At 61.4% G+C, this 17764-nt stretch carries 21 protein-coding genes; 11 read left to right on the top strand and 10 right to left on the bottom strand.

From position 1 onward, the window contains the following. Positions 1 to 61 precede the first annotated feature (61 nt). The 7 genes from BM110_RS16755 to BM110_RS16725 all read right to left on the bottom strand — a co-directional run bounded on the left by BM110_RS16755 (position 62) and on the right by BM110_RS16725 (position 7630). On the bottom strand, positions 62 to 1420 hold the full coding sequence (locus BM110_RS16755; RefSeq protein WP_071489197.1) for a DUF1329 domain-containing protein: 1359 nt from the start codon (positions 1418 to 1420) through the stop codon (positions 62 to 64). 26 nt (positions 1421 to 1446) lie between these two features. After that, positions 1447 to 3237: a DUF1302 domain-containing protein gene (locus BM110_RS16750; RefSeq protein ID WP_093513859.1), complete on the bottom strand. Its 1791-nt coding sequence runs from the start codon at positions 3235 to 3237 to the stop codon at positions 1447 to 1449. Between the two features lie 482 nt (positions 3238 to 3719). Then, positions 3720 to 4631 (bottom strand): SDR family oxidoreductase, encoded by a 912-nt coding sequence (locus BM110_RS16745; RefSeq protein ID WP_071489196.1) that lies wholly within the window; start codon positions 4629 to 4631, stop codon positions 3720 to 3722. Positions 4632 to 4748: 117 nt separating this feature from the next. Next, a complete protein-coding gene (locus tag BM110_RS16740; RefSeq protein WP_093513858.1) occupies positions 4749 to 5651 on the bottom strand; it encodes an alpha/beta fold hydrolase in 903 nt (300 codons plus the stop codon). Beyond that, positions 5651 to 6433 carry a class II aldolase/adducin family protein gene (locus BM110_RS16735; RefSeq protein WP_093513857.1) on the bottom strand — a complete coding sequence of 261 codons (783 nt, stop codon included), beginning with the start codon at positions 6431 to 6433 and terminating at the stop codon, positions 5651 to 5653. Before BM110_RS16735 ends, BM110_RS16740 begins: the two co-directional genes overlap by 1 nt. A 149-nt stretch (positions 6434 to 6582) precedes the next feature. Continuing rightward, positions 6583 to 7269, bottom strand: a complete 687-nt coding sequence (locus BM110_RS16730) for an LrgB family protein (RefSeq protein WP_071489193.1) — start codon at positions 7267 to 7269, stop codon at positions 6583 to 6585. Beyond that, the gene (locus BM110_RS16725) at positions 7259 to 7630 is read right to left on the bottom strand and encodes a CidA/LrgA family protein (protein ID WP_071489192.1); all 372 of its coding nucleotides are present in this window, start codon (positions 7628 to 7630) and stop codon (positions 7259 to 7261) included. Before BM110_RS16725 ends, BM110_RS16730 begins: the two co-directional genes overlap by 11 nt. 98 nt (positions 7631 to 7728) lie before the next feature. Here BM110_RS16725 and BM110_RS16720 point away from each other — a divergent pair, with 98 nt between their 5' ends. After that, entirely contained in the window at positions 7729 to 8625 is an 897-nt protein-coding gene (locus tag BM110_RS16720; RefSeq protein ID WP_071489191.1) for a LysR family transcriptional regulator, read from the top strand. Here the strand turns inward: BM110_RS16720 and BM110_RS16715 are convergent. Next, positions 8606 to 9061, bottom strand: coding sequence for a flavodoxin (locus BM110_RS16715; RefSeq protein ID WP_092249360.1), 456 nt, complete (start codon positions 9059 to 9061; stop codon positions 8606 to 8608). The genes BM110_RS16720 and BM110_RS16715 overlap by 20 nt on opposite strands. Positions 9062 to 9194: 133 nt before the next feature. Here BM110_RS16715 and BM110_RS16710 point away from each other — a divergent pair, with 133 nt between their 5' ends. Then, positions 9195 to 9662 (top strand): PAS domain-containing protein, encoded by a 468-nt coding sequence (locus BM110_RS16710; protein ID WP_071489189.1) that lies wholly within the window; start codon positions 9195 to 9197, stop codon positions 9660 to 9662. 63 nt (positions 9663 to 9725) lie between these two features. Then, positions 9726 to 10331, top strand: a complete 606-nt coding sequence (locus BM110_RS16705; RefSeq protein WP_071489188.1) for a hypothetical protein — start codon at positions 9726 to 9728, stop codon at positions 10329 to 10331. Between the two features lie 4 nt (positions 10332 to 10335). On the opposite strand, the gene BM110_RS16700 is transcribed toward BM110_RS16705, so the two are convergent. Beyond that, positions 10336 to 11286, bottom strand: coding sequence for a MerR family transcriptional regulator (locus tag BM110_RS16700; RefSeq protein ID WP_071489187.1), 951 nt, complete (start codon positions 11284 to 11286; stop codon positions 10336 to 10338). 217 nt (positions 11287 to 11503) lie between these two features. On the opposite strand from BM110_RS16700, the gene BM110_RS16695 reads away from it, so the two are divergent. Genes BM110_RS16695 through BM110_RS16670 form a run of 6 tightly spaced genes read left to right on the top strand, consistent with a single transcriptional unit; the run spans position 11504 to position 14441 of the window. Further along, on the top strand, positions 11504 to 12064 hold the full coding sequence (locus tag BM110_RS16695) for an antibiotic biosynthesis monooxygenase (protein WP_092249363.1): 561 nt from the start codon (positions 11504 to 11506) through the stop codon (positions 12062 to 12064). Between the two features lie 57 nt (positions 12065 to 12121). Next, positions 12122 to 12832: a dihydromonapterin reductase gene (folM, locus tag BM110_RS16690; protein WP_093513856.1), complete on the top strand. Its 711-nt coding sequence runs from the start codon at positions 12122 to 12124 to the stop codon at positions 12830 to 12832. A 20-nt stretch (positions 12833 to 12852) separates the two neighbouring features. Continuing rightward, positions 12853 to 13413 carry a GTP cyclohydrolase I FolE gene (folE, locus tag BM110_RS16685; RefSeq protein WP_024077360.1) on the top strand — a complete coding sequence of 187 codons (561 nt, stop codon included), beginning with the start codon at positions 12853 to 12855 and terminating at the stop codon, positions 13411 to 13413. A gap of 2 nt (positions 13414 to 13415) precedes the next feature. Continuing rightward, positions 13416 to 13787 carry a dihydroneopterin triphosphate 2'-epimerase gene (gene folX / locus BM110_RS16680; protein ID WP_003194073.1) on the top strand — a complete coding sequence of 124 codons (372 nt, stop codon included), beginning with the start codon at positions 13416 to 13418 and terminating at the stop codon, positions 13785 to 13787. Positions 13788 to 13810: 23 nt separating this feature from the next. Continuing rightward, entirely contained in the window at positions 13811 to 14107 is a 297-nt protein-coding gene (locus BM110_RS16675) for a DUF1244 domain-containing protein (RefSeq protein WP_092249369.1), read from the top strand. Then, on the top strand, positions 14100 to 14441 hold the full coding sequence (locus BM110_RS16670) for a HopJ type III effector protein (protein WP_071489183.1): 342 nt from the start codon (positions 14100 to 14102) through the stop codon (positions 14439 to 14441). The genes BM110_RS16675 and BM110_RS16670 overlap by 8 nt, the downstream gene beginning before the upstream one ends. Before the next feature lie 63 nt (positions 14442 to 14504). On the opposite strand, the gene trxB is transcribed toward BM110_RS16670, so the two are convergent. Further along, on the bottom strand, positions 14505 to 15467 hold the full coding sequence (gene trxB, locus BM110_RS16665) for a thioredoxin-disulfide reductase (RefSeq protein ID WP_016976180.1): 963 nt from the start codon (positions 15465 to 15467) through the stop codon (positions 14505 to 14507). Between the two features lie 282 nt (positions 15468 to 15749). On the opposite strand from trxB, the gene cysZ reads away from it, so the two are divergent. Together cysZ and BM110_RS16650 are read left to right on the top strand one after the other, a co-directional pair. Beyond that, positions 15750 to 16517, top strand: coding sequence for a sulfate transporter CysZ (gene cysZ / locus BM110_RS16655; RefSeq protein ID WP_093513855.1), 768 nt, complete (start codon positions 15750 to 15752; stop codon positions 16515 to 16517). Positions 16518 to 16571: 54 nt separating this feature from the next. Continuing rightward, positions 16572 to 17750 (top strand): glycosyltransferase family 4 protein, encoded by a 1179-nt coding sequence (locus BM110_RS16650; RefSeq protein ID WP_093513854.1) that lies wholly within the window; start codon positions 16572 to 16574, stop codon positions 17748 to 17750. Positions 17751 to 17764 lie beyond the last annotated feature (14 nt).

The following is a 17764-nucleotide window of genomic DNA, read 5'->3' as shown; positions in this document are numbered from 1 at the left end:
ATGCATAAAACCCAATGTGGGAGAGGCTTTCCCCCTCCCACATTTTGATTTCACATCGGGATCAGCGAACGCCTTCGGCCCTCAGCGCAGCCGGGGTGTAATCCGCCGCCTTGGCATTGAACCCGAACACGAAGCTGCTCTTCTCCTCGTTCTTCATGCCCAGCGCGATGTAGCGCCCGGCGATGATGTCGTACAGGGTTTCCACGGTGTAGGCCGGGGTCTGGTGGTCGTAGTAGAACTGCGCATGGCCTTCGGCGACCCGCCACAGTTGGCCACGGCCGTCGTAGTGATCCACCAGCGCCACCTGCCAGCTGTCTTCGTCGATGTACATGTGGCGCTTGGCGTAGATGTGCCGCTCACTCGGCTTGACCGTGCCGACCACTTCCCACACGCGGTGCAGCTCATAACGGGTCAGGTCCTGGTTGATGTGGCCGGCCTTGATGATGTCGTCGTACTTGAGCGTCGGCTGGTCCAGCTTGTAGCTGTTGTAGGGGATGTACATCTCCTTCTTGCCCACCAGCTTCCAGTCGTAGCGGTCCGGCGCGCCGGAGAACATGTCGAAGTTGTCCGAGGTGCGCAGGCCGTCGGAGGCGGTGCCCGGCCCGTCGTACGCCACTTGCGGCGCCCGGCGCACGCGACGCTGGCCGGCATTGTAGATCCACGCCAGGCGTGGCTCCTTCACCTGGTCGAGGGTTTCATGCACCAGCAGTACGTTGCCCGCCAGGCGCGCCGGCGCCGTCACCGACTGCTTGAAGAAGGTCAGTACGTTGGCCGCCTTCGCCGGGTCCATGTCGGGGATCAGTTGCGGCACCGCCACCTCTTCCTCGAAGCGGATCGGCGTGTAGCTGCCGTTGGTCTGCGGGGTGGCCTGGGTGATGATGCGGCGCAGGTTGCCGCCGTGGTAACGGGTGATGTGGTTCCACAACACCTCCACGCCGTTCTTCGGAATCGGGAACGCGTAGTAGCGGTTGCCGGTGAACCCTTCGAGGCCATTGCCGTCGTTGATCGGCTTGACGTTCAACGCGCTGCGCTTGATCGACTCGTAGATCTCCGGCGGCAGGTTGACCGTGCGGTGAGTCGGGTACACCGGGATCTTGTAGGTCTCGGGGTAGCGCTTGAACATCGCCACCTGGCCGTCGGAAAGCTTGTCCTTGTATTTGTCGACGGTGGCTGCGGTGATCACGAACAACGGTTTTTCACTGGCGAACGGATCGGCCAGGAAGCCCTTGCTGTCCACTGCGCCGGCGTTTTTCGGGATGCCGCCGGTCCAGGCCGGGATCGAGCCATCGGCATTGCCGGCTTTTTCGGCGCCCACCGGGGTCAGGGTGGTGCCGAGCTTGGCCGCCTCTTCCGGCGACACCGCCGCCATGACGTGGGCCGCCAACAGGCTGAGGGCCATTACCGCAATTATCTTACGCATAGAGTCTTGTCCTTCCTTAAGCCAGATCAGAAGTTCGCGCCGAAGCTGAGGGCGATGAAGTCGCGGTCGGTGAGGGTGTTGTAGTCGCCGCCGAAGAAGTCGGTGTAGCTGAGGCTGGCGGTGTAGGTGCTGCGGTAATCCGCATCCACGCCGACGCTGATGGCCTTGGCGCCTTTGTTGAACAAGCCGTTGGGGCCGTAGCCCGCCACGTCATGGGACCAGGACAGGTTGGGCTTGAGGTTCACCCCGGCAATGGCGTTGTTGTAGTCAAGGATCGCCCGGGCGCGGTAACCCCAGGAGTTGGCCGTGACAAAACCGTCGGTGTCACCCTGGAAGCCATAGGCGCCGTACACCGAGTCGCGGCCATAACGCAGCTTGGATTTATCTTCCAGCCCACCAACGTGCACGTAGGCCGCTTCGCCTACCAGCGTCAGGCGTTCGGCGCCCAGCACCTGGTCGAAGAACTGGGTCATGGTGCTTTGGATCTGGGTGATTTCCTTGCGCCGGTAGCCTTTGTTGTCGTCACCGAAGTTGCTGCGGATCGGCGAGGCCAGTTGCCCGGCGACCGGGTTGATCAGGGCCAGGGTCAGGTCGGTGGTGTTGAGTTGCACCGGGGCATTGGGGCGATAGCTGATCTCGCCGGTCCACGCCGTGCCGGTGGGCAAGGTGGTGGAGAAGCTCGCACCGAACAGGCGGATATCTTCCGGGTAGTCCAGGTAGTACTGGCCACGACCGAGCATCAGGCTCTGGACCAGGCCTGCGCCGGAGCCGGGCGCGATGCCATTGGCTGCACCGGCGATCGCACCGAGCCGGGCCAGGCTCGTATTGTTGGTGATGGTGCCCACCGTCGGTGTGCGGCTGTGGTAGTTCATGAAGTACAGGCCGTATTCGGTGTCATCCCCCAACCAACGCAACGCCGTACCGAATTGGCCACTGTCACGGGCGTCACGATCCTGTGCACGCTGCACGATCACCCCTTCACGGGTCACTTGAAAGCCTTGCCCGAACGCGGCGGCGACGGGCTGCAATGGCGCAATCGCCGGGTTGCCCACCGTGTAGTTGTCATTACAGCCATGGGCCGCCACATCCCCACCAAAGAAGGTGCCGCAGTTATCCAGCACGGTGTTTTCCCAGTTGAGCTGGTAGAAGCCTTCCACTGTCAGTTGGTTGGTCAGGCTTTGGGAGGCGAACAGTATGTTCACCGGGATCAGCCCTTCCTTGATCTCTGCACCAGGGCGACGGAAAGCCGAAACGTCGATGGGGTTGATGCTGTTGATAGAGTTACCGATAAAGGTGCTCTCACCCCAGCTGACCACTTGCTTGCCGAGGCGCACGTTGCCCGGTTGATCGCCGATGGAGTAGTTGTGATAAACGAAGGCATCGAGCAATTCATAGCCCGAAGAACGCGCGCCCTCGTCACGATGGTGATTGCTGATCTGCTTGAACTCGCGGTCTTCGTCCTGCAACTCGAAGTCGTACCAGTACTTGCCGCGCACGAAGACGCCGCTGTCACCGTACTTGAGCTCCAGGTCGTGAATACCCTTGAAGATCTTGGAGAAGGTCTCGCCCTTCTTGAAGTTCAGGCGTCCGTCATCGCCGGTAGACGCCTGGCCAGTACCGCCGTTGACGGTGCCCACCAGCTTCTTGTCGGCGTCGCGCATGCCCCAGCTCGCGCCCACCGACAGCGAAGAATCGAATTGCCCTTCGATCTCGCCAATGTTGAACGAAACAGCCTGTGCCTGGGCACAGCACCCCAACGCAACCGCAGCGGCCAGCGCCTGTGGCCTGAAGATGGCGCGCATTGTTGTTCTTGTCATGCGTCTTCCCCGGTGAGTGACAGAAGGCCCCACCCTACTGCCGCGTCTCAGGAGCGATAAGCGCACCAAGGAGGGATTCGTGTTGTCGCTCGAAAGGATGACAAGGCGCTCTGGCCGGGGTTTGGGCGCGGGCATGCAGCGGGTGGATAAGGGGTTATCAGGAGAATGGATGACGCGCAGCCCAACTATTGCTGTTTTGGTAACAGTCCTTGTCACGAACCGGCATTACTCATCCTGTTACAAACGACTATTCTTACCGGGCTTTCAGGGCAGACGGCCCGCTTCCCCGACCGGAAGAAAAGCCAGATTCAAATGGATTGAGGCCTGCTTTCAATCTGTTACCGGTGTTCACTGACGTTGATTTGTCGCTCCTTGATCCAACGTCTGACTTCAGCCGCTGCGTTTGCAGCGGCTTTTTTTTGCCCTGAATAAAATGGGGCGCCATCAGCGCCCCGCAGGATTAAAGCTTTTTCAAGCAACGATCACAGGCTGTATTTCTGCAAGTTGGCCATCATTTCCTTCAACGCCTCGATGTTGTCCTTGGGGTGAACGGCGCCTTCGAAGTCACAGATCTGCTGCCAGTGCGCAGCCACGTCTTCGGGCGAAAACCCCGCCTCCGGATCAAAGCCAACGCCCAGGCTGCGTTCCCAGCGGGTCTTGCCGATCCAACCGCCGCCCACTTCAAACAACCCCGAGGTTTCCTGGCATGCCTCGCTGCCCAGGTACACCACCAGCGGGCTGACCAGCTCCGGCTTGAGGCGCTCGAACACTTGCGGCGGGATCAGGCCTTCGGTCATGCGGGTGCCGCCGGTGGGGGCGATGGCATTGACCAGGATGTTGTTCTTGCGCCCTTCCAGCGCCAGGGTGCGGGTCAGCCCATACAGGCCGAGCTTGGCCATGCCGTAGTTGGACTGGCCGAAGTTGCCGTAGATACCCGAGGTGGACGCGGTGAAGATCACCCGGCCATACCCTTGCTCACGCAGATGGGGCCAGGCAGCGCGGGTGACTTTGTAGGCGCCTTCGACATGCACCCGATAAACCAGGTCCCAGTCGCTGTCCTCCATTTTGTGGAACGTCTTGTCGCGCAGGATCCCGGCGTTGTTGACCACCACATCGATACGCCCGAACGCATCGAGGGCGTTCTGCACGATCTTGTCACCGTCGGTGACAGAGTCGTGGTTGGCCTCGGCGATACCGCCCGCTTCGCGAATCTCGGCCACCACCCGATCGGCCGCCGACGCATTGGCGCCCTCACCTTGGGTGGAACCGCCGAGATCGTTGACCAGTACTTTGGCACCGTGCCTGGCGAACAGCAGCGCATGGGCCCGGCCCAATCCGCCGCCGGCGCCGGTGACGATCACGACCTTATCCTGGAACTGCACTGACTCACTCATACCGAACTCCAATGGCGACGATGGGAATGGGTCGAGTGTCAGGCACGGGGACGCAGGTCACAATAAAGCCGGCCAGGGCTGAATGGTGCTCGATAAGGCGCAGGGATAGTCGTCAGCTCAGGAATAGGCGATTCGCGAAGTCGGTCGCCCGATCCGCTCACGAAACGCCAGGTAATGCCTGAGCACCTGCACCGGCGCCTCGATCTGCGGGTAATGGCCGATATTGGCCAGCAGCACTGTGTCGGCGTGGGGCACCAGCTCGCGGTAACGCGCCACCATGTGGGCGCCAGAGATCGGGTCGATTTCGCCATCGATCACCCGCAGCGGCACTTCAGCCTGTTGCATCGCATCGACCCAGCGATCGCGCAGACGCCGTCGCTGGGGGATGTAGGCAATGAGTTTGTGCAGGATGCGCGTGCCTTCATGAGAGTCGATCAGGCTCCAGAAATCATCCAGGGCACTCTCGCTGGGGCGAGTGTCGGGCCCGAAGATCTGGTTGAAACTGTCCGCCAGGGCATTGCGCCCAAAGGCACGACCGATCATCCAGCCCAGTGGGCTGAGCAGCAGCTTTTGCACCAGCGCCGGACGGTGGGTTTCCGGGAACAACCCGCCGTTGAGAAACACACAGCTGGCCATGTGAAAGCGACCTTCGTAGTGCCGGGCCAGCAGTTCCTGCGCGACGCTGTCGCCGTAGTCGTGGGCGAGCACGTGCACCGGCTGGTCCACGCGCAGGTGCTCGAGCAACGCCTGTTGCAGATCCGCCTGTTCCAGCAGGCAATAACCGTGGTCGAGGGGTTTGGCCGAATCGCCGAAACCGAGCATGTCGCAGGCGATCACCAGGTTGCGTTGGGCCAGGGGCTGCCACAGGTAATGCCAGTCCCAACTGGCAGTGGGAAAGCCATGGATCAACAGCAACGGCTCACCCTGCCCCGCCACCCAGTAGCGGATAGTGCGGCCGTTGAAGTCGAACGTCTGGCTGCGTTTGCGCCAGACACTCAGCGGGATCTCGGCAAGAGGCATCAGGTTTTATACCCGGGATCGAGGCTGTCCAATTTACGCAGCAACGCCGGCCACGCCAGCGCGCCCCCCATACCTTGAGCACTCTTTGTGACAGCTGCCACCATCGCCTTGGCACCGGCGAGGATCTGTGGCCCGATGGGGATCAATTGCGCGCCGCCACTTTGCGCCAACACCTGGATATCGCAGGCGCGCTGGAAGGTAAACATCATCAGAAACGTATCGGCGATGGTGCTGCCGCAGGTCAGCAGACCGTGGTTGTGCAGCATCAGGAAACTATTTTGGCCAAGATCGGCCTGCAACCGGGCCTTCTCTTCGTGGTTCAGCGCCACCCCTTCGTAGGCGTGATAAGCCAGGCTCGACAGCACGAAGATCGATTGCTGGCTGATCGGCAAGACACCCTGCTTCTGCGCAGCCACCGCCACACCGGCGGCAGTGTGGGTGTGCAGGACGCACGTCACGTCGTGGCGCACTTCATGGATGGCGCTGTGGATGGTGTAGCCCGCCGGGTTGATCTCGTAGGGGCTGTCCATCAGCTTGTTGCCGGCCTGGTCGACCTTGACCAGGCTCGACGCGGTGATCTCGTGAAACATCAGCCCGTAGGGGTTGATCAGGAAGTCGTCGGTGCCCGGCACCTTGGCCGAAATATGGGTGAAGATCAGGTCATCCCAGCCGTGCATCGCCACCAGGCGGTAGCAGGCTGCCAGGTCGACGCGGGTCTGCCACTCGGCGGCGCTGACCTGATCTTTGACATTCTGTGGCGATGGAACGGGGGCTAGGCTCACGGCAACGACCTCCTTGGCGCACTTTCTTATTATTTTTTGAGTGATGGGCCAGTCTAGTCAGACGCCCTGGCCGCCGTAGTTGCCTTGGCAGCCAGCTTGATGACCGTACGGGTCAGCTTTGAGAATAGTTTAAATCCGCGCAACCGACGTCAGAGAAGTGCCGCCAATAAAGGCGCGGCAAACAGGTTGAGCAGGCCGGTCAGGACCATCACCAGGCCTGCCACCGAGCCCTCTTCGCCGCCCACTTCATGGGCCCGGCTCACGCCCGCACCGTGGGCGCCCACGCCAAACAGCGCACCGCGCGCCAGCGGCGTACGCAGGGGCAACCACTTGAGCAGCACGCCGCCGAGCATCGCACCGAATACGCCGGTGAACATTACGAACACCGCCGTCAATTCCGGCACGCCACCCAGGTCAGAGGACACCGGCATGGCGAACGGCGTGGTGATGGAGCGTGGCACCAGGGACATCGTCACCGAGCTGTCCAGGGCCAACGCTTTGGCCAGGCCGAATGAGGTGGCGATGGACGCCACGCTGCCGGCCACCATCCCCAGCAACAATGCCGACCAGTAACGCGCCAGCAACCGCCGCTGCTGCCAGATCGGCACGGCGAACGCCACGGTGACGGGGCCGAGTACCAGCATCAGCCAGTGGGTGTCGGCAGAGTATTCGGCGTAGGCCGTGTTCATCGGTACGGCCACCGCCAGCAACAGCACGGGCACCAGGATCAGCGGCGACAACAGGTAACGCCCGGTGCGACGGTAGATCCAGCGACTGAAAATATAGGTGCCCAAGGTCAAGGCGAGCCAGAACACCGGCATCAGTTCAAGCTTCATGGCGCAGCCTCCAGCGGCACACCAGTTCCACCGTGAATGCGGTCACCAGCATCACGGCCAACGTGCTCAAGCCGATGACCAGCAGGATGCGCCATCCCTCATTGCGCAGCAGGCCGCCGTAGTCGAGCAGGCTCATCAGCGCCGGAATGAAGAACAGCAGCATCTCGGCCATCAGCACGCCGGCACCCAATTGCAGGGCCGCCGGTTTGACCAGGCCGCTGGCGAAGGCCATCAACAACAGGCCCAGGCCCACCACACCGCCGGGAATCGGCCAGGCCAACCACATCGCCAGTTGGCAGCCGAACAGGTAAATGGCCAGTAGCACGACCAGTTCAATCAACAGACGGGTGAAACGTTTCATGGGCTTTGGGTCCTCGCAGGCCTTCATTTTAAAGAGGCATGCCCCATCCCCACAGCGAATTGTTAGACTGCCAGTTATTCCAAACTGGAATTTCGCACATGGAATTCAAACAGCTGCGCAGCTTCGTCGAAGTGGTTCACCGGGGTGGCTTTACCCAGGCCGGCAAAACCCTGCATATCAGCCAGTCCGCCGTCAGCAAACAGGTTGCGCAATTGGAGCAGAGCCTGGGCACGCCACTGCTCGACCGAATCGGCTCGCAGATCCGCCTGACCGCCGCCGGCCGAGTCGTCCTGCAACGCGCCGAAGCCATGCTGCGCCTGCAAAACGAGTTGCTCAGCGAGCTGGACGATATGCACCAGTTGACCCGAGGCGAACTGCGCCTGGGCCTGCCGTTGTTGGCCGGGGATACGTTGTTTGCCGGACTGTTCGCCGAATACCGCCGGCGTTACCCGAACGTGACCATCCAATTGCTGGAGGGCGGCAGTCGCAATATCGAGCAAGCCATCCTGAGCGGTGAACTGGAAGTGGGGGGCAGCCTCAGACCCAGCGACCCGGCGTTTGCCTGGCAAGCGTTCTGCGATGAGCCCCTGGACGCGCTGTTGCCGATTGATCATCCCCTGGCGGAAAACGCCCAGGTACGCCTGGAGGAACTCGCCGACACGCCGTTCCTGATGTACCAGCGCAGCTTCGTGCTCAACGACCGCCTGCTGCAGGCGTGTGAACAGTTGGGTTTTACGCCGAAGGAAATCGGTCGCAGCGGCCAGGCGGACTTCCTCGCCGCATTGGTCGCCGCCGGCCAGGGTGTGGTGCTGCTGCCCAGCGTGGTCGCCCGTGGGCTGGTGCGACCCGGGGTGGTGCGCCTGACGCTCAAGGCGCCCGACTACCTGCGCTGGGACATTGCCTTTATCTGGCGTGAGGGCGCCTACCTGTCGAAAGCCGCCCAGGCCTGGCTGGCGTTGCTGCGTGAGTTTCCGGTCAAGCGCGCAGTGCAGTGACCAGTTCAGCCAGCCACGGCTCGGCGTCGGCTTCCGGGGTCACACTTTCGCTGGCATCCAGGCGCAGCATCGGCAGCACTTCACGCACGCCCAGTTCGCCAAACAGCTCGCGCATCTGCTCGCCACCGCCGCAGAAGGTGTCGCCATAGCTGGCGTCGCCCAGGCCGATCACCGCGCCGGGCAGCCCGCGCCAGGCGGCGGGCAGTTGGTCGCGAATCGTCGAGTACAGGGGTTGGAGATTGTCGGGCAATTCGCCCATGCCGGTGGTGGACGTCACCGCCAGAAATGCGTCCGGCGCAAACGCCTGCACGTCGGCCAGGCTGGCGCGTGGGTTGTGCCAGGCCTCGAAACCGGCCGCGTTGAGGATATCGGCAGCGTGACGAGCGACTTCTTCAGCGGTGCCGTAGACCGAGCCGGAAAGGATGGCGACTTTCATCAATCTGATCCTGTAGTTGAGCGAAAGCGTGGGATATTAACAGCTTGAACGCCGCTACAAAAATCGCCATACCGGGTGGAAAATGGAGCGCGGTGCCTTAGACTTGCAGCACCCAAATGGATGGATCCCCCGCATGATTAATGCTCACTTGATGCAAATGGTCATCGACGCCTCGAATGACGGTATCGTCATCGCTGAACGGGAAGGCAAGGACTTGCCACTGATCTACGTCAATCCCGCCTTCGAGCGCCTGACCGGCTACACCCGCGACGAAATCCTCTACCAGGATTGCCGCTTCCTGCAATCCGGTGACCGCGACCAACCCGCCCTGATCGCCATTCGCGAAGCCCTCGCCGCGGGCACCCACTGCCGTGAAGTCCTGCGCAACTACCGCAAGAACGGCACGCATTTCTGGAATGAGCTGTCGCTGTCGACGGTCTACAACCCGGCGGATAAACAGACTTATTGCGTCGGCGTGCAAAAAGATGTGAGCGTCCAGGTCAAAGCCCAGCAGCGCGTGGCTCAACTGGAGGCGCAAGTGGCCGAACTCAAGGCCGAACTGGCGGCACTCAAGGCGACCAGTGGATCTAACAAAGATTAGAAATAACGGTCATTAAGAGGATAATGGCGTTTTAATGCCTTCCCACATTCGTTGAGCAAGCCCATGCAACGCGATGCACTCCTGACCCAGGACGAGCTGGATTTTATCCAGACTATGCAGCACAACCCGCAATTGAACCTGCGGGATGCGTCATCGAGCCTGACAGTCAACGGCGGTGCGCAGATTCGCGATCTTCTCACGCGCCTGGCGGCCCACGATCACGTCACCATCCAGGCACAGTTCGACAATCAGCAACTCACCTTCCCGCTGCACCTGGTGGAAGATGAGTTTCATGCCGTGCACCTGCGCCTGGGCGTGCCGAGTATTTTCGAGGATGGGCCGATGATCCGGCCGTGGCGCCTGGCGCTCGAAACGCCGGTGGCCCTGGAGAATATCAAGGGCGGCACGGGCGCGTTGTGGGTGCATGAAGTGTCGTTCAAAGGGGTGCTGGTGGAGATCCGTGGCCGGCTCAAGCCACCGAAAACCTTTTCGCTGTGGTTCAGCCCTTCCGGCTATGAGCGCATTGCGCTGCGCGGAACGTTCGAACGGGAAACCGCACGCGGCCTGTTCGCTTACCGGCTCAGCCAGGACGACGTCGATGAAACCGAGCGCCTGCGCCAGTTCATCCTGCACCAGCACCGCCTGGTCCATCCCGAAGTGCACGCCTGAAACATCAGGTATCCAGGCTACCGCTCAGGAATTGCAGCAAGCGGCGCTGCATCAACCGTGCTTCGTTGCCCAGGCAGCCGATTGACGAGCCTTGCAGGCTTTCCTGGGCGAAGTCCGCGGCGTCACCGGCCAGCAGCAGCGGGCAATCCAGGGTCAGCGCCAGGCGTTTGAGCCGCAGTGGCAGTTCGCTGCCGGGGGCGCGGTTGGAAAACAGCACCAGCGCTTGCGGTTGGGTCTTTTCACAGACCAGGGTCAACTCATCGAGTGGCTGGCCTACTCCCAGTAGCTTCACGGCGAATTTCTCCCCCGTCAGCAGCAGGCCTGCGACCAACAATTCCAGCTCGCGACATTCTCCGGCTATGGCCGCCAGCAGCACCCGTGGCAGCGGCGAAGCGGCTATCACCTGCAGACGTTGCGCCGTACGCGAACGCAGGAAGTTATCGAAGAACAGCCATTCGCTGGCCTCGCCGAAGCGGCCTTGATGACGCAACAGTTCCTGCCAGAGCGGCATGAGAATATCCTGGAACGCCACGGCGAGCGGGTAGGCGGAAAATATCTGCCCGTACAGCCGATCCAACTGGCGATCATCGAACGCGCTGATTGCACTGCGCAGTTGCCCGTGCCATTGGGCCCGCTCCACGCTGTCCCCGCCAGCCAGGCCGGGTTCGCCGATGCGCTCATCGCGCGCAAGCAGCCTGCCCACTTTGCTCACGGCGACGCCACGTTCGATCCAGTCGAGAATACGGTGCACGGTGTCGATATCGGTGCGCGAATACAACCGGTGCCCACTTTCGGTGCGGACCGGTTGGATGAGGCCATAGCGTCTTTCCCAGGCACGCAGGGTGACCGGGTTGACGCCCGTCAGCCGAGCGACTTCTCGAATCGGCAATAGATCATCGGAAACAGCGACGCGGTCAAGGGTCGTTTCGCGCTGCGGAGCAATAGTTTCGGGCATCAGAGGTCAAGAACATCCGTGTCGATTTGGATCCTATTTAACGCTTATTCGGTTGAACGATTCAAGCCACGGGGCGAACCGACAGAAGTGTCTGGCGTATTTCAGCAAAACAGGAATAATCCTTGCCTGCTTTTTCAAGGCGCAGCCGCATCACCCCGCAGCTGCACCTGGTGTCGTACCTACCCGGTCACGAGCGCCCACTATTTGGAGATACACAATGTCTACCTCTCCCGTCACCCTGATGGTTGCGCGTCGCGTGGCCAAGGGTCGCTATGAAGAACTGATGGCCTGGCTGCGCGAAGGCGAGCAATTGGCCACGGACTTTCCCGGCTACCTGGGCTCAGGCGTCCTGGCACCGCCGCCCAACGATGATGAATTCCAGATCATTTTCCGCTTTGCCGATGAGAAGACCCTGCATGCCTGGGAGTTTTCCGCGTCGCGCAGTGCGTGGCTGAGCCGTGGCAGCGACTTGTTTGCCGACCCGTCGGAGCATCGCGTACGTGGCATCGATGGCTGGTTCGGCGCCGTGGGCGCGCGCCCACCTCGCTGGAAGCAGGCTGTGGCGATCTGGCTGGCGTTTTTCCCGGTGTCGCTGCTGTTCAACTTTGTCCTGAACCCACTGCTGAGCGAACTGGACCTGGCACCGCGCGTGCTGGTCAGTACCATGGCGCTGACGCCACTGATGGTCTACTGGTTCATCCCACTGTCGACCCACCTGTTGGCAAACTGGCTGCATCCTGCCCCTACACCGCGCAAGGCTACCGAAGCCGCGGCGTGAATACAGGGGTGCTCGGTCGCTGGTATAGTTTCAACCTGCCAGCGACTCGAGCCTCCCATGACTGCAACGAACGCCCCGATCCTGATCACCGGCGCCGGCCAGCGTGTCGGCCTGCATTGCGCCCAGCGTTTGCTGGACGACGGCCACCCGGTGATTTTCAGCTACCGCAGCGAACGGCCCGGCGTGCAGGCCTTGCGCGAGCGTGGGGCGATCGCAGTGTTTGCCGACTTCTCCAGCGAGGCCGGTATCCTGGCGTTTATCGCTGAGCTGAACACCCATACCCAGAGCCTGCGTGCGATTATCCATAACGCCTCGGCCTGGATAGCGGAATCCCCCGACGACGAAAGTCGCGCGTTTACCGACATGTTCAGCGTGCACATGCTTGCGCCGTACCTGATCAACCTGCATTGTTCACCCTTGCTGCAACGCTCGACACCGGCCGACATCGTGCACATCAGCGACGACGTGGTGCGCAAGGGCAGCCGCCAGCACATCGCCTATTGCGCCACCAAGGCCGGGCTCGACAGCCTGACGTTGTCGTTTGCCGCGCAATTGGCGCCGTTGATCAAGGTCAACGGCATCGCCCCGGCGATGGTGATGTTCAACGACGGCGACGACGACGCCTACCGCGCCAAGGTACTGGCCAAGTCCGCACTGGGCATCGAGCCCGGGCCCGAGGTGATCTACCAGAGCGTGCGTTACCTGCTGGATAACCCTTATGTCACCGGTACCACCCTGACCGTCAACGGCGGGCGGCATATCAAGTAAGCCGCTTTTGAGGATGTTGTATGACCTTATCCCTGCCCCACCATTACCGCGAGATCCTCAAGGGCTTGGGCGAAGACCCCGAGCGCGAAGGCCTGCTCGATACCCCCAAGCGTGCCGCCAAGGCCATGCAATACCTGTGTCATGGCTACGAGCAGAACCTGGAAGAAATCGTCAACGGCGCGCTGTTTGCCTCTGACAATGACGAGATGGTGATCCTCAAGGACATCGAGTTGTACTCGCTGTGCGAGCACCACCTGCTGCCCTTTATCGGCAAGGCCCACGTCGCCTATATCCCGACCGGCAAGGTGCTGGGCCTGTCGAAGCTGGCGCGCATCGTCGACATGTTCGCCCGCCGCCTGCAGATCCAGGAAAACCTCACACGGCAAATCGCCGACGCCATCCAGGAAGTGACCCAGGCCGCCGGCGTGGCCGTGGTCATCGAAGCCAAGCACATGTGCATGATGATGCGCGGTGTGGAAAAACAGAATTCAACCATGAACACCTCGGTGATGCTCGGCGCGTTCCGCGAGTCGAACACCACGCGCATGGAGTTCCTGCAACTGATCGGACGGAGCAAGTAGCAATGCCACAACTTCAACCAGGCATGGCGCGCATCCGGGTCAAGGACCTGTGCCTGCGCACCTTCATCGGCATCAACGAGGACGAAATCCTCAACAAGCAGGATGTGCTGATCAACCTGACCATCCTGTACGCCGCCCAGGAAGCCGTGCGCGACAACGACATCGACCACGCGCTGAACTACCGCACCATCACCAAGGCGATCATCGCCCATGTCGAAGGCAATCGTTTTGCCCTGCTGGAGCGCCTGACCCAGGAGTTGCTGGACCTGGTGATGAGCAATGAGTCGGTGCTGTACGCCGAAGTGGAAGTGGACAAGCCCCATGCGTTGCGTTTTGCCGAGTCGGTTTCGATTACCCTGGCGGCCAGCCGTTAACCCCTGAGATTTGCGTGAACCTTATGAACGACCAACAACGCCTCGAACTCGAAGCCGCCGCCTTCCGCCGGCTGGTGGCACATCTGGACAGCCGCAAGGATGTGCAGAACATCGACCTGATGAACCTCGCCGGTTTCTGCCGCAATTGCTTGTCGAAGTGGTACAAGGCCGAGGCCGACACGCGCCAGATCGAGCTGAGCCTGGATGCCGCCCGTGAAGTGGTGTACGGCATGCCGTACGCCGAGTGGAAAACCCAATACCAGAAAGAAGCCAGCGCCGATCAACAGGCGGCGTTCGCCAAAGGAAAACCCCATGAATGATTTGAATACCCTGCGCGCCAGCCTCAACAGCGGCGAACACGTTTTTGCCGATACCCTGGCGTTTGTCGCTGCCGGTTACGAGTACCAGCCACAGGCGTTCACCAATGGCGCGGTAGAGAATGCCGCCGGGCAGAACGAAGGGTCGTGCAAGACGCTGGGCCTGGCAGTGCTGGAAGGGCTGAGCGAGCAGGAAGCGCTGCTGGCGTTTGGTGAGCATTACCGTTCGGTGGTGGCGACGCCTGAGGGGAGTGATCACGGCAATATCCGTGCATTGATCGCAAACGGCTTGGCCGGTGTGAAGTTCACCGCCCAACCTCTGACTCGAAAATCCTGAGCCAGACCTGAAACAAAATGTGGGAGGGGCTTGCCCCCTCCCACATTTGTTGTGCGGCGTTGGTTAGAACGAAGCGTTCTGCAGGCCGTCGAGGTAACGCTCGGCATCCAGTGCCGCCATGCAACCGGCGCCGGCGGAGGTGATGGCCTGGCGGTAGACGTGGTCGGCCACGTCACCGGCGGCGAAGATACCTTCAATGTTGGTCGCGGTGGCATTGCCTTCACGGCCGCCCTGCACCACCAGGTAGCCGTCTTTGGCTTCCAGCACACCTTCGAACAGCGAGGTGTTCGGGGTGTGGCCGATGGCGATGAACACGCCGTCGACTTTCAGCTCGTCGAAGCTGCCATCGTTGTTCTTCAGGCGGGCACCGGTCACGCCCATGTTGTCGCCCAGGACTTCGTCCAGAGTGGCGTTGAGCTTGAGGATGATCTTGCCTTCGGCGACACGGGCATGCAGCTTGTCGATCAGGATCTTCTCGGCGCGGAAGGTCTCGCGGCGGTGGACCAGGGTCACGGTGCTGGCGATGTTGGCCAGGTACAGCGCCTCTTCCACGGCGGTGTTGCCGCCACCGACCACGGCGACCGGTTTGTTGCGGTAGAAGAAACCGTCACAGGTCGCGCAGGCGGAAACGCCCTTGCCCATGAACGCTTCTTCCGACGGCAGGCCCAGGTAGCGAGCGCTGGCGCCAGTAGCGATGATCAGTGCGTCACAGGTGTATACGCCGCTGTCGCCGGTCAGGCTGTAAGGCTTCTTGGAGAAGTCGACCTGGTTGATGTGATCAAACACGATCTCGGTTTCAAAGCGTTCGGCGTGTTCTTTCATGCGCTCCATCAGCACCGGGCCAGTCAGGCCGTGGACGTCGCCCGGCCAGTTGTCGACTTCGGTGGTGGTGGTCAATTGACCGCCCGCCTGCATGCCGGTGATCAGCAGCGGCTTGAGGTTGGCCCGGGCAGCGTAGACGGCGGCGCTGTAACCGGCAGGGCCGGAACCGAGAATAATCACTCGCGAATGACGGGTATCAGACATGACTCACTCCTATCGACCGCCCGGACTACAAGGCGGCTGGAATAAAAAAGGGACCACGAAGCACTTGGGGAAGGCTTGAACTCGCAGGCCCTGAAAATAATGGGTGCAGCGTATCGAGGGGGGCAAGATTAAGGAAATACGGAATAACAATCCAGCTCATAGTCGGTCACTATGTAGTTGGCCCGACTGATCGACAGGTTTGTTACGGCTGATGTCGCGGCTTTCGCCTGCGATGTAAAGCCGGTAAGGTCGGCGCGTTCGCCCTTTTGCTCGGAGTTCCCCATGCCCGCCCCTGCTCTTTCCGGCCCGCAATACCTGCGCGAAGGCCTCAAACTGGTGTTGAGCCCAGGCCTGCGTCTGTTTGTGCTGCTGCCACTGGCGATCAACCTGGTGCTGTTCGTCGGCTTGATCTATTTTGCCGGTCATCAGTTCAGCCTGTGGGTCGACCACCTGATGCCGACGCTGCCGAGCTGGCTGGGTTTCCTGAACTACCTGCTCTGGCCATTGTTCGTGGTGCTGGTGATGTTGATGGTGTTTTTCACCTTCACCATGCTCGCCAACATCATCGCCGCCCCCTTCAACGGCTTTCTCTCGGAGAAGGTTGAAGTGGTGGTGCGCGGCACCGATGACTTCCCAGCCTTCAGTTGGGGCGAGCTGATCGCGATGGTACCGCGCACCCTCGCCCGGGAGATGCGCAAGCTGGGCTACTTCCTGCCACGGGCCATCGGCCTGTTTATCCTGTCTTTCATCCCGGTGGTCAATCTGGTCGCCGCACCGCTGTGGTTGCTGTTTGGCGTGTGGATGATGGCGATCCAGTACATCGACTACCCGGCCGACAACCACAAGCTGGGCTGGAACGAAATGCTCGCCTGGCTGCGCCAGAAACGCTGGCAGAGCATGAGCTTCGGCGGGATTGTTTACCTGGTGTTGCTGGTGCCGGTGGTCAACCTGCTGATGATGCCGGCGGCAGTAGCCGGGGCGACGCTGTTCTGGGTACGCGAACAAGGGGCCGAGGCGATGGCGGCGCAGCAAAAAGTGACCCTGTCATAAATCCATCATCTCGATGACACAATGACGACATGCCCCACGGAGACACTGTGGGTCATGACGACAGCTTCGCTTCACATCACCCTCATCACCGAAACCTTCCCGCCAGAGATCAACGGGGTGGCCAATACCCTTGGTCGCCTGTGCGAGGGTTTGCGGGCGCGTGGCCATCAAGTCGAACTGGTACGACCGCGCCAGGGCGTCGACCAGAGCCGCCCCAGCGACGACGCGTTATTGCTATGCCGTGGCTGGCCGCTGCCGGGATATCCAGGCCTGCAGTGGGGGCAGTCGTCGATGCACAAGTTGCTGCGGCGCTGGACCCGTCAGCGTCCGGACGTGCTCTACATCGCCACGGAAGGGCCCCTGGGCTTGTCTGCCCTGCGTGCCGCGCGTCGCCTGGGGATCAGTGTGGTCAGCGGCTTTCACACCAACTTCCAGCAGTACTCGAACCAGTACGGCTTGAGCATGCTGAGCCGGGTGGTCACGCACTATCTGCGCTGGTTTCATAACCGCTCGACCCTGACCCTGGTGCCCAGCGCCAGCCAGCGCCTGGAGCTGGAGCGCCGGCATTTCGAACGTCTGGGGATGTTGTCGCGCGGAGTGGACAGCCAACTGTTCCATCCCGCCAAACGCGACAATGCGCTGCGGGAAAGTTGGGCATTGAACAGTGAGCAAACCGCCGTGCTCTACGTGGGCAGACTGGCGCAGGAGAAAAACCTGGGGTTGCTCAAGCGCTGCTTCGAGACCTTGCAGGACACCTATCCACTGCGCCAGATGAAACTCATCATCGTGGGTGATGGCCCGCAGCGGGCGACGCTGGAGAAGGAATTGCCGGAGGCGATTTTCTGCGGCACCTTGCGCGGAGAGGAACTGGCGCGGCATTACGCATCGGGCGATGTGTTCCTCTTCCCCAGCCTCACCGAAACCTTCGGCAATGTGGTGTTGGAAGCCATGGCATCAGGATTGGGGGTGGTGGCTTATGACCAGGCCGCTGCAAGCCAGCATATCCGCCACGGCTACAACGGCGTGCTGGCGATGCCCGGAGACGAGAACGCGTTTTGCGAGGCCGCCAATTGGCTGCTGGAGGACGCTGAAAGCCTGCGCCGCATGCGTCTGAATGCACGCCAGCATGCGAGCCGCCAGGGCTGGCCGGCGATTATCGAGCAGTTTGAGCATCAGTTACGCGGTGCATGTGATGAAAGTCTCGCGCTTCCTACACAGCCTTATGTGCGATGAATCAATATGTCTTT

It is taken from the genome of Pseudomonas sp. NFPP28, from assembly GCF_900115535.1.
In the GTDB taxonomy this organism is placed as follows: Bacteria; Pseudomonadota; Gammaproteobacteria; order Pseudomonadales; family Pseudomonadaceae; genus Aquipseudomonas; species Aquipseudomonas extremorientalis.
This window is presented reverse-complemented; position numbering and strand designations above follow the sequence as displayed.

Excerpts from the sequence above, each read along its gene's own strand:
- BM110_RS16730 (WP_071489193.1), bottom strand. The coding sequence starts at position 7,269 with ATGAAGCTTGAACTGATGCCGGTGTTCTGGCTCGCCTTGACCTTGGGC.
- BM110_RS16670 (WP_071489183.1), top strand. The coding sequence starts at position 14,100 with ATGAATGATTTGAATACCCTGCGCGCCAGCCTCAACAGCGGCGAACAC.
- BM110_RS16745 (WP_071489196.1), bottom strand. The coding sequence starts at position 4,631 with ATGAGTGAGTCAGTGCAGTTCCAGGATAAGGTCGTGATCGTCACCGGC.
- BM110_RS16675 (WP_092249369.1), top strand. The coding sequence starts at position 13,811 with ATGAACGACCAACAACGCCTCGAACTCGAAGCCGCCGCCTTCCGCCGG.
- BM110_RS16715 (WP_092249360.1), bottom strand. The coding sequence starts at position 9,061 with ATGAAAGTCGCCATCCTTTCCGGCTCGGTCTACGGCACCGCTGAAGAA.
- folX (WP_003194073.1), top strand. The coding sequence starts at position 13,416 with ATGCCACAACTTCAACCAGGCATGGCGCGCATCCGGGTCAAGGACCTG.
- BM110_RS16650 (WP_093513854.1), top strand. The coding sequence starts at position 16,572 with ATGACGACAGCTTCGCTTCACATCACCCTCATCACCGAAACCTTCCCG.
- BM110_RS16740 (WP_093513858.1), bottom strand. The coding sequence starts at position 5,651 with ATGCCTCTTGCCGAGATCCCGCTGAGTGTCTGGCGCAAACGCAGCCAG.
- trxB (WP_016976180.1), bottom strand. The coding sequence starts at position 15,467 with ATGTCTGATACCCGTCATTCGCGAGTGATTATTCTCGGTTCCGGCCCT.
- BM110_RS16695 (WP_092249363.1), top strand. The coding sequence starts at position 11,504 with ATGTCTACCTCTCCCGTCACCCTGATGGTTGCGCGTCGCGTGGCCAAG.
- cysZ (WP_093513855.1), top strand. The coding sequence starts at position 15,750 with ATGCCCGCCCCTGCTCTTTCCGGCCCGCAATACCTGCGCGAAGGCCTC.
- folE (WP_024077360.1), top strand. The coding sequence starts at position 12,853 with ATGACCTTATCCCTGCCCCACCATTACCGCGAGATCCTCAAGGGCTTG.
- folM (WP_093513856.1), top strand. The coding sequence starts at position 12,122 with ATGACTGCAACGAACGCCCCGATCCTGATCACCGGCGCCGGCCAGCGT.
- BM110_RS16725 (WP_071489192.1), bottom strand. The coding sequence starts at position 7,630 with ATGAAACGTTTCACCCGTCTGTTGATTGAACTGGTCGTGCTACTGGCC.
- BM110_RS16700 (WP_071489187.1), bottom strand. The coding sequence starts at position 11,286 with ATGCCCGAAACTATTGCTCCGCAGCGCGAAACGACCCTTGACCGCGTC.
- BM110_RS16750 (WP_093513859.1), bottom strand. The coding sequence starts at position 3,237 with ATGACAAGAACAACAATGCGCGCCATCTTCAGGCCACAGGCGCTGGCC.
- BM110_RS16705 (WP_071489188.1), top strand. The coding sequence starts at position 9,726 with ATGCAACGCGATGCACTCCTGACCCAGGACGAGCTGGATTTTATCCAG.
- BM110_RS16720 (WP_071489191.1), top strand. The coding sequence starts at position 7,729 with ATGGAATTCAAACAGCTGCGCAGCTTCGTCGAAGTGGTTCACCGGGGT.
- BM110_RS16755 (WP_071489197.1), bottom strand. The coding sequence starts at position 1,420 with ATGCGTAAGATAATTGCGGTAATGGCCCTCAGCCTGTTGGCGGCCCAC.
- BM110_RS16710 (WP_071489189.1), top strand. The coding sequence starts at position 9,195 with ATGATTAATGCTCACTTGATGCAAATGGTCATCGACGCCTCGAATGAC.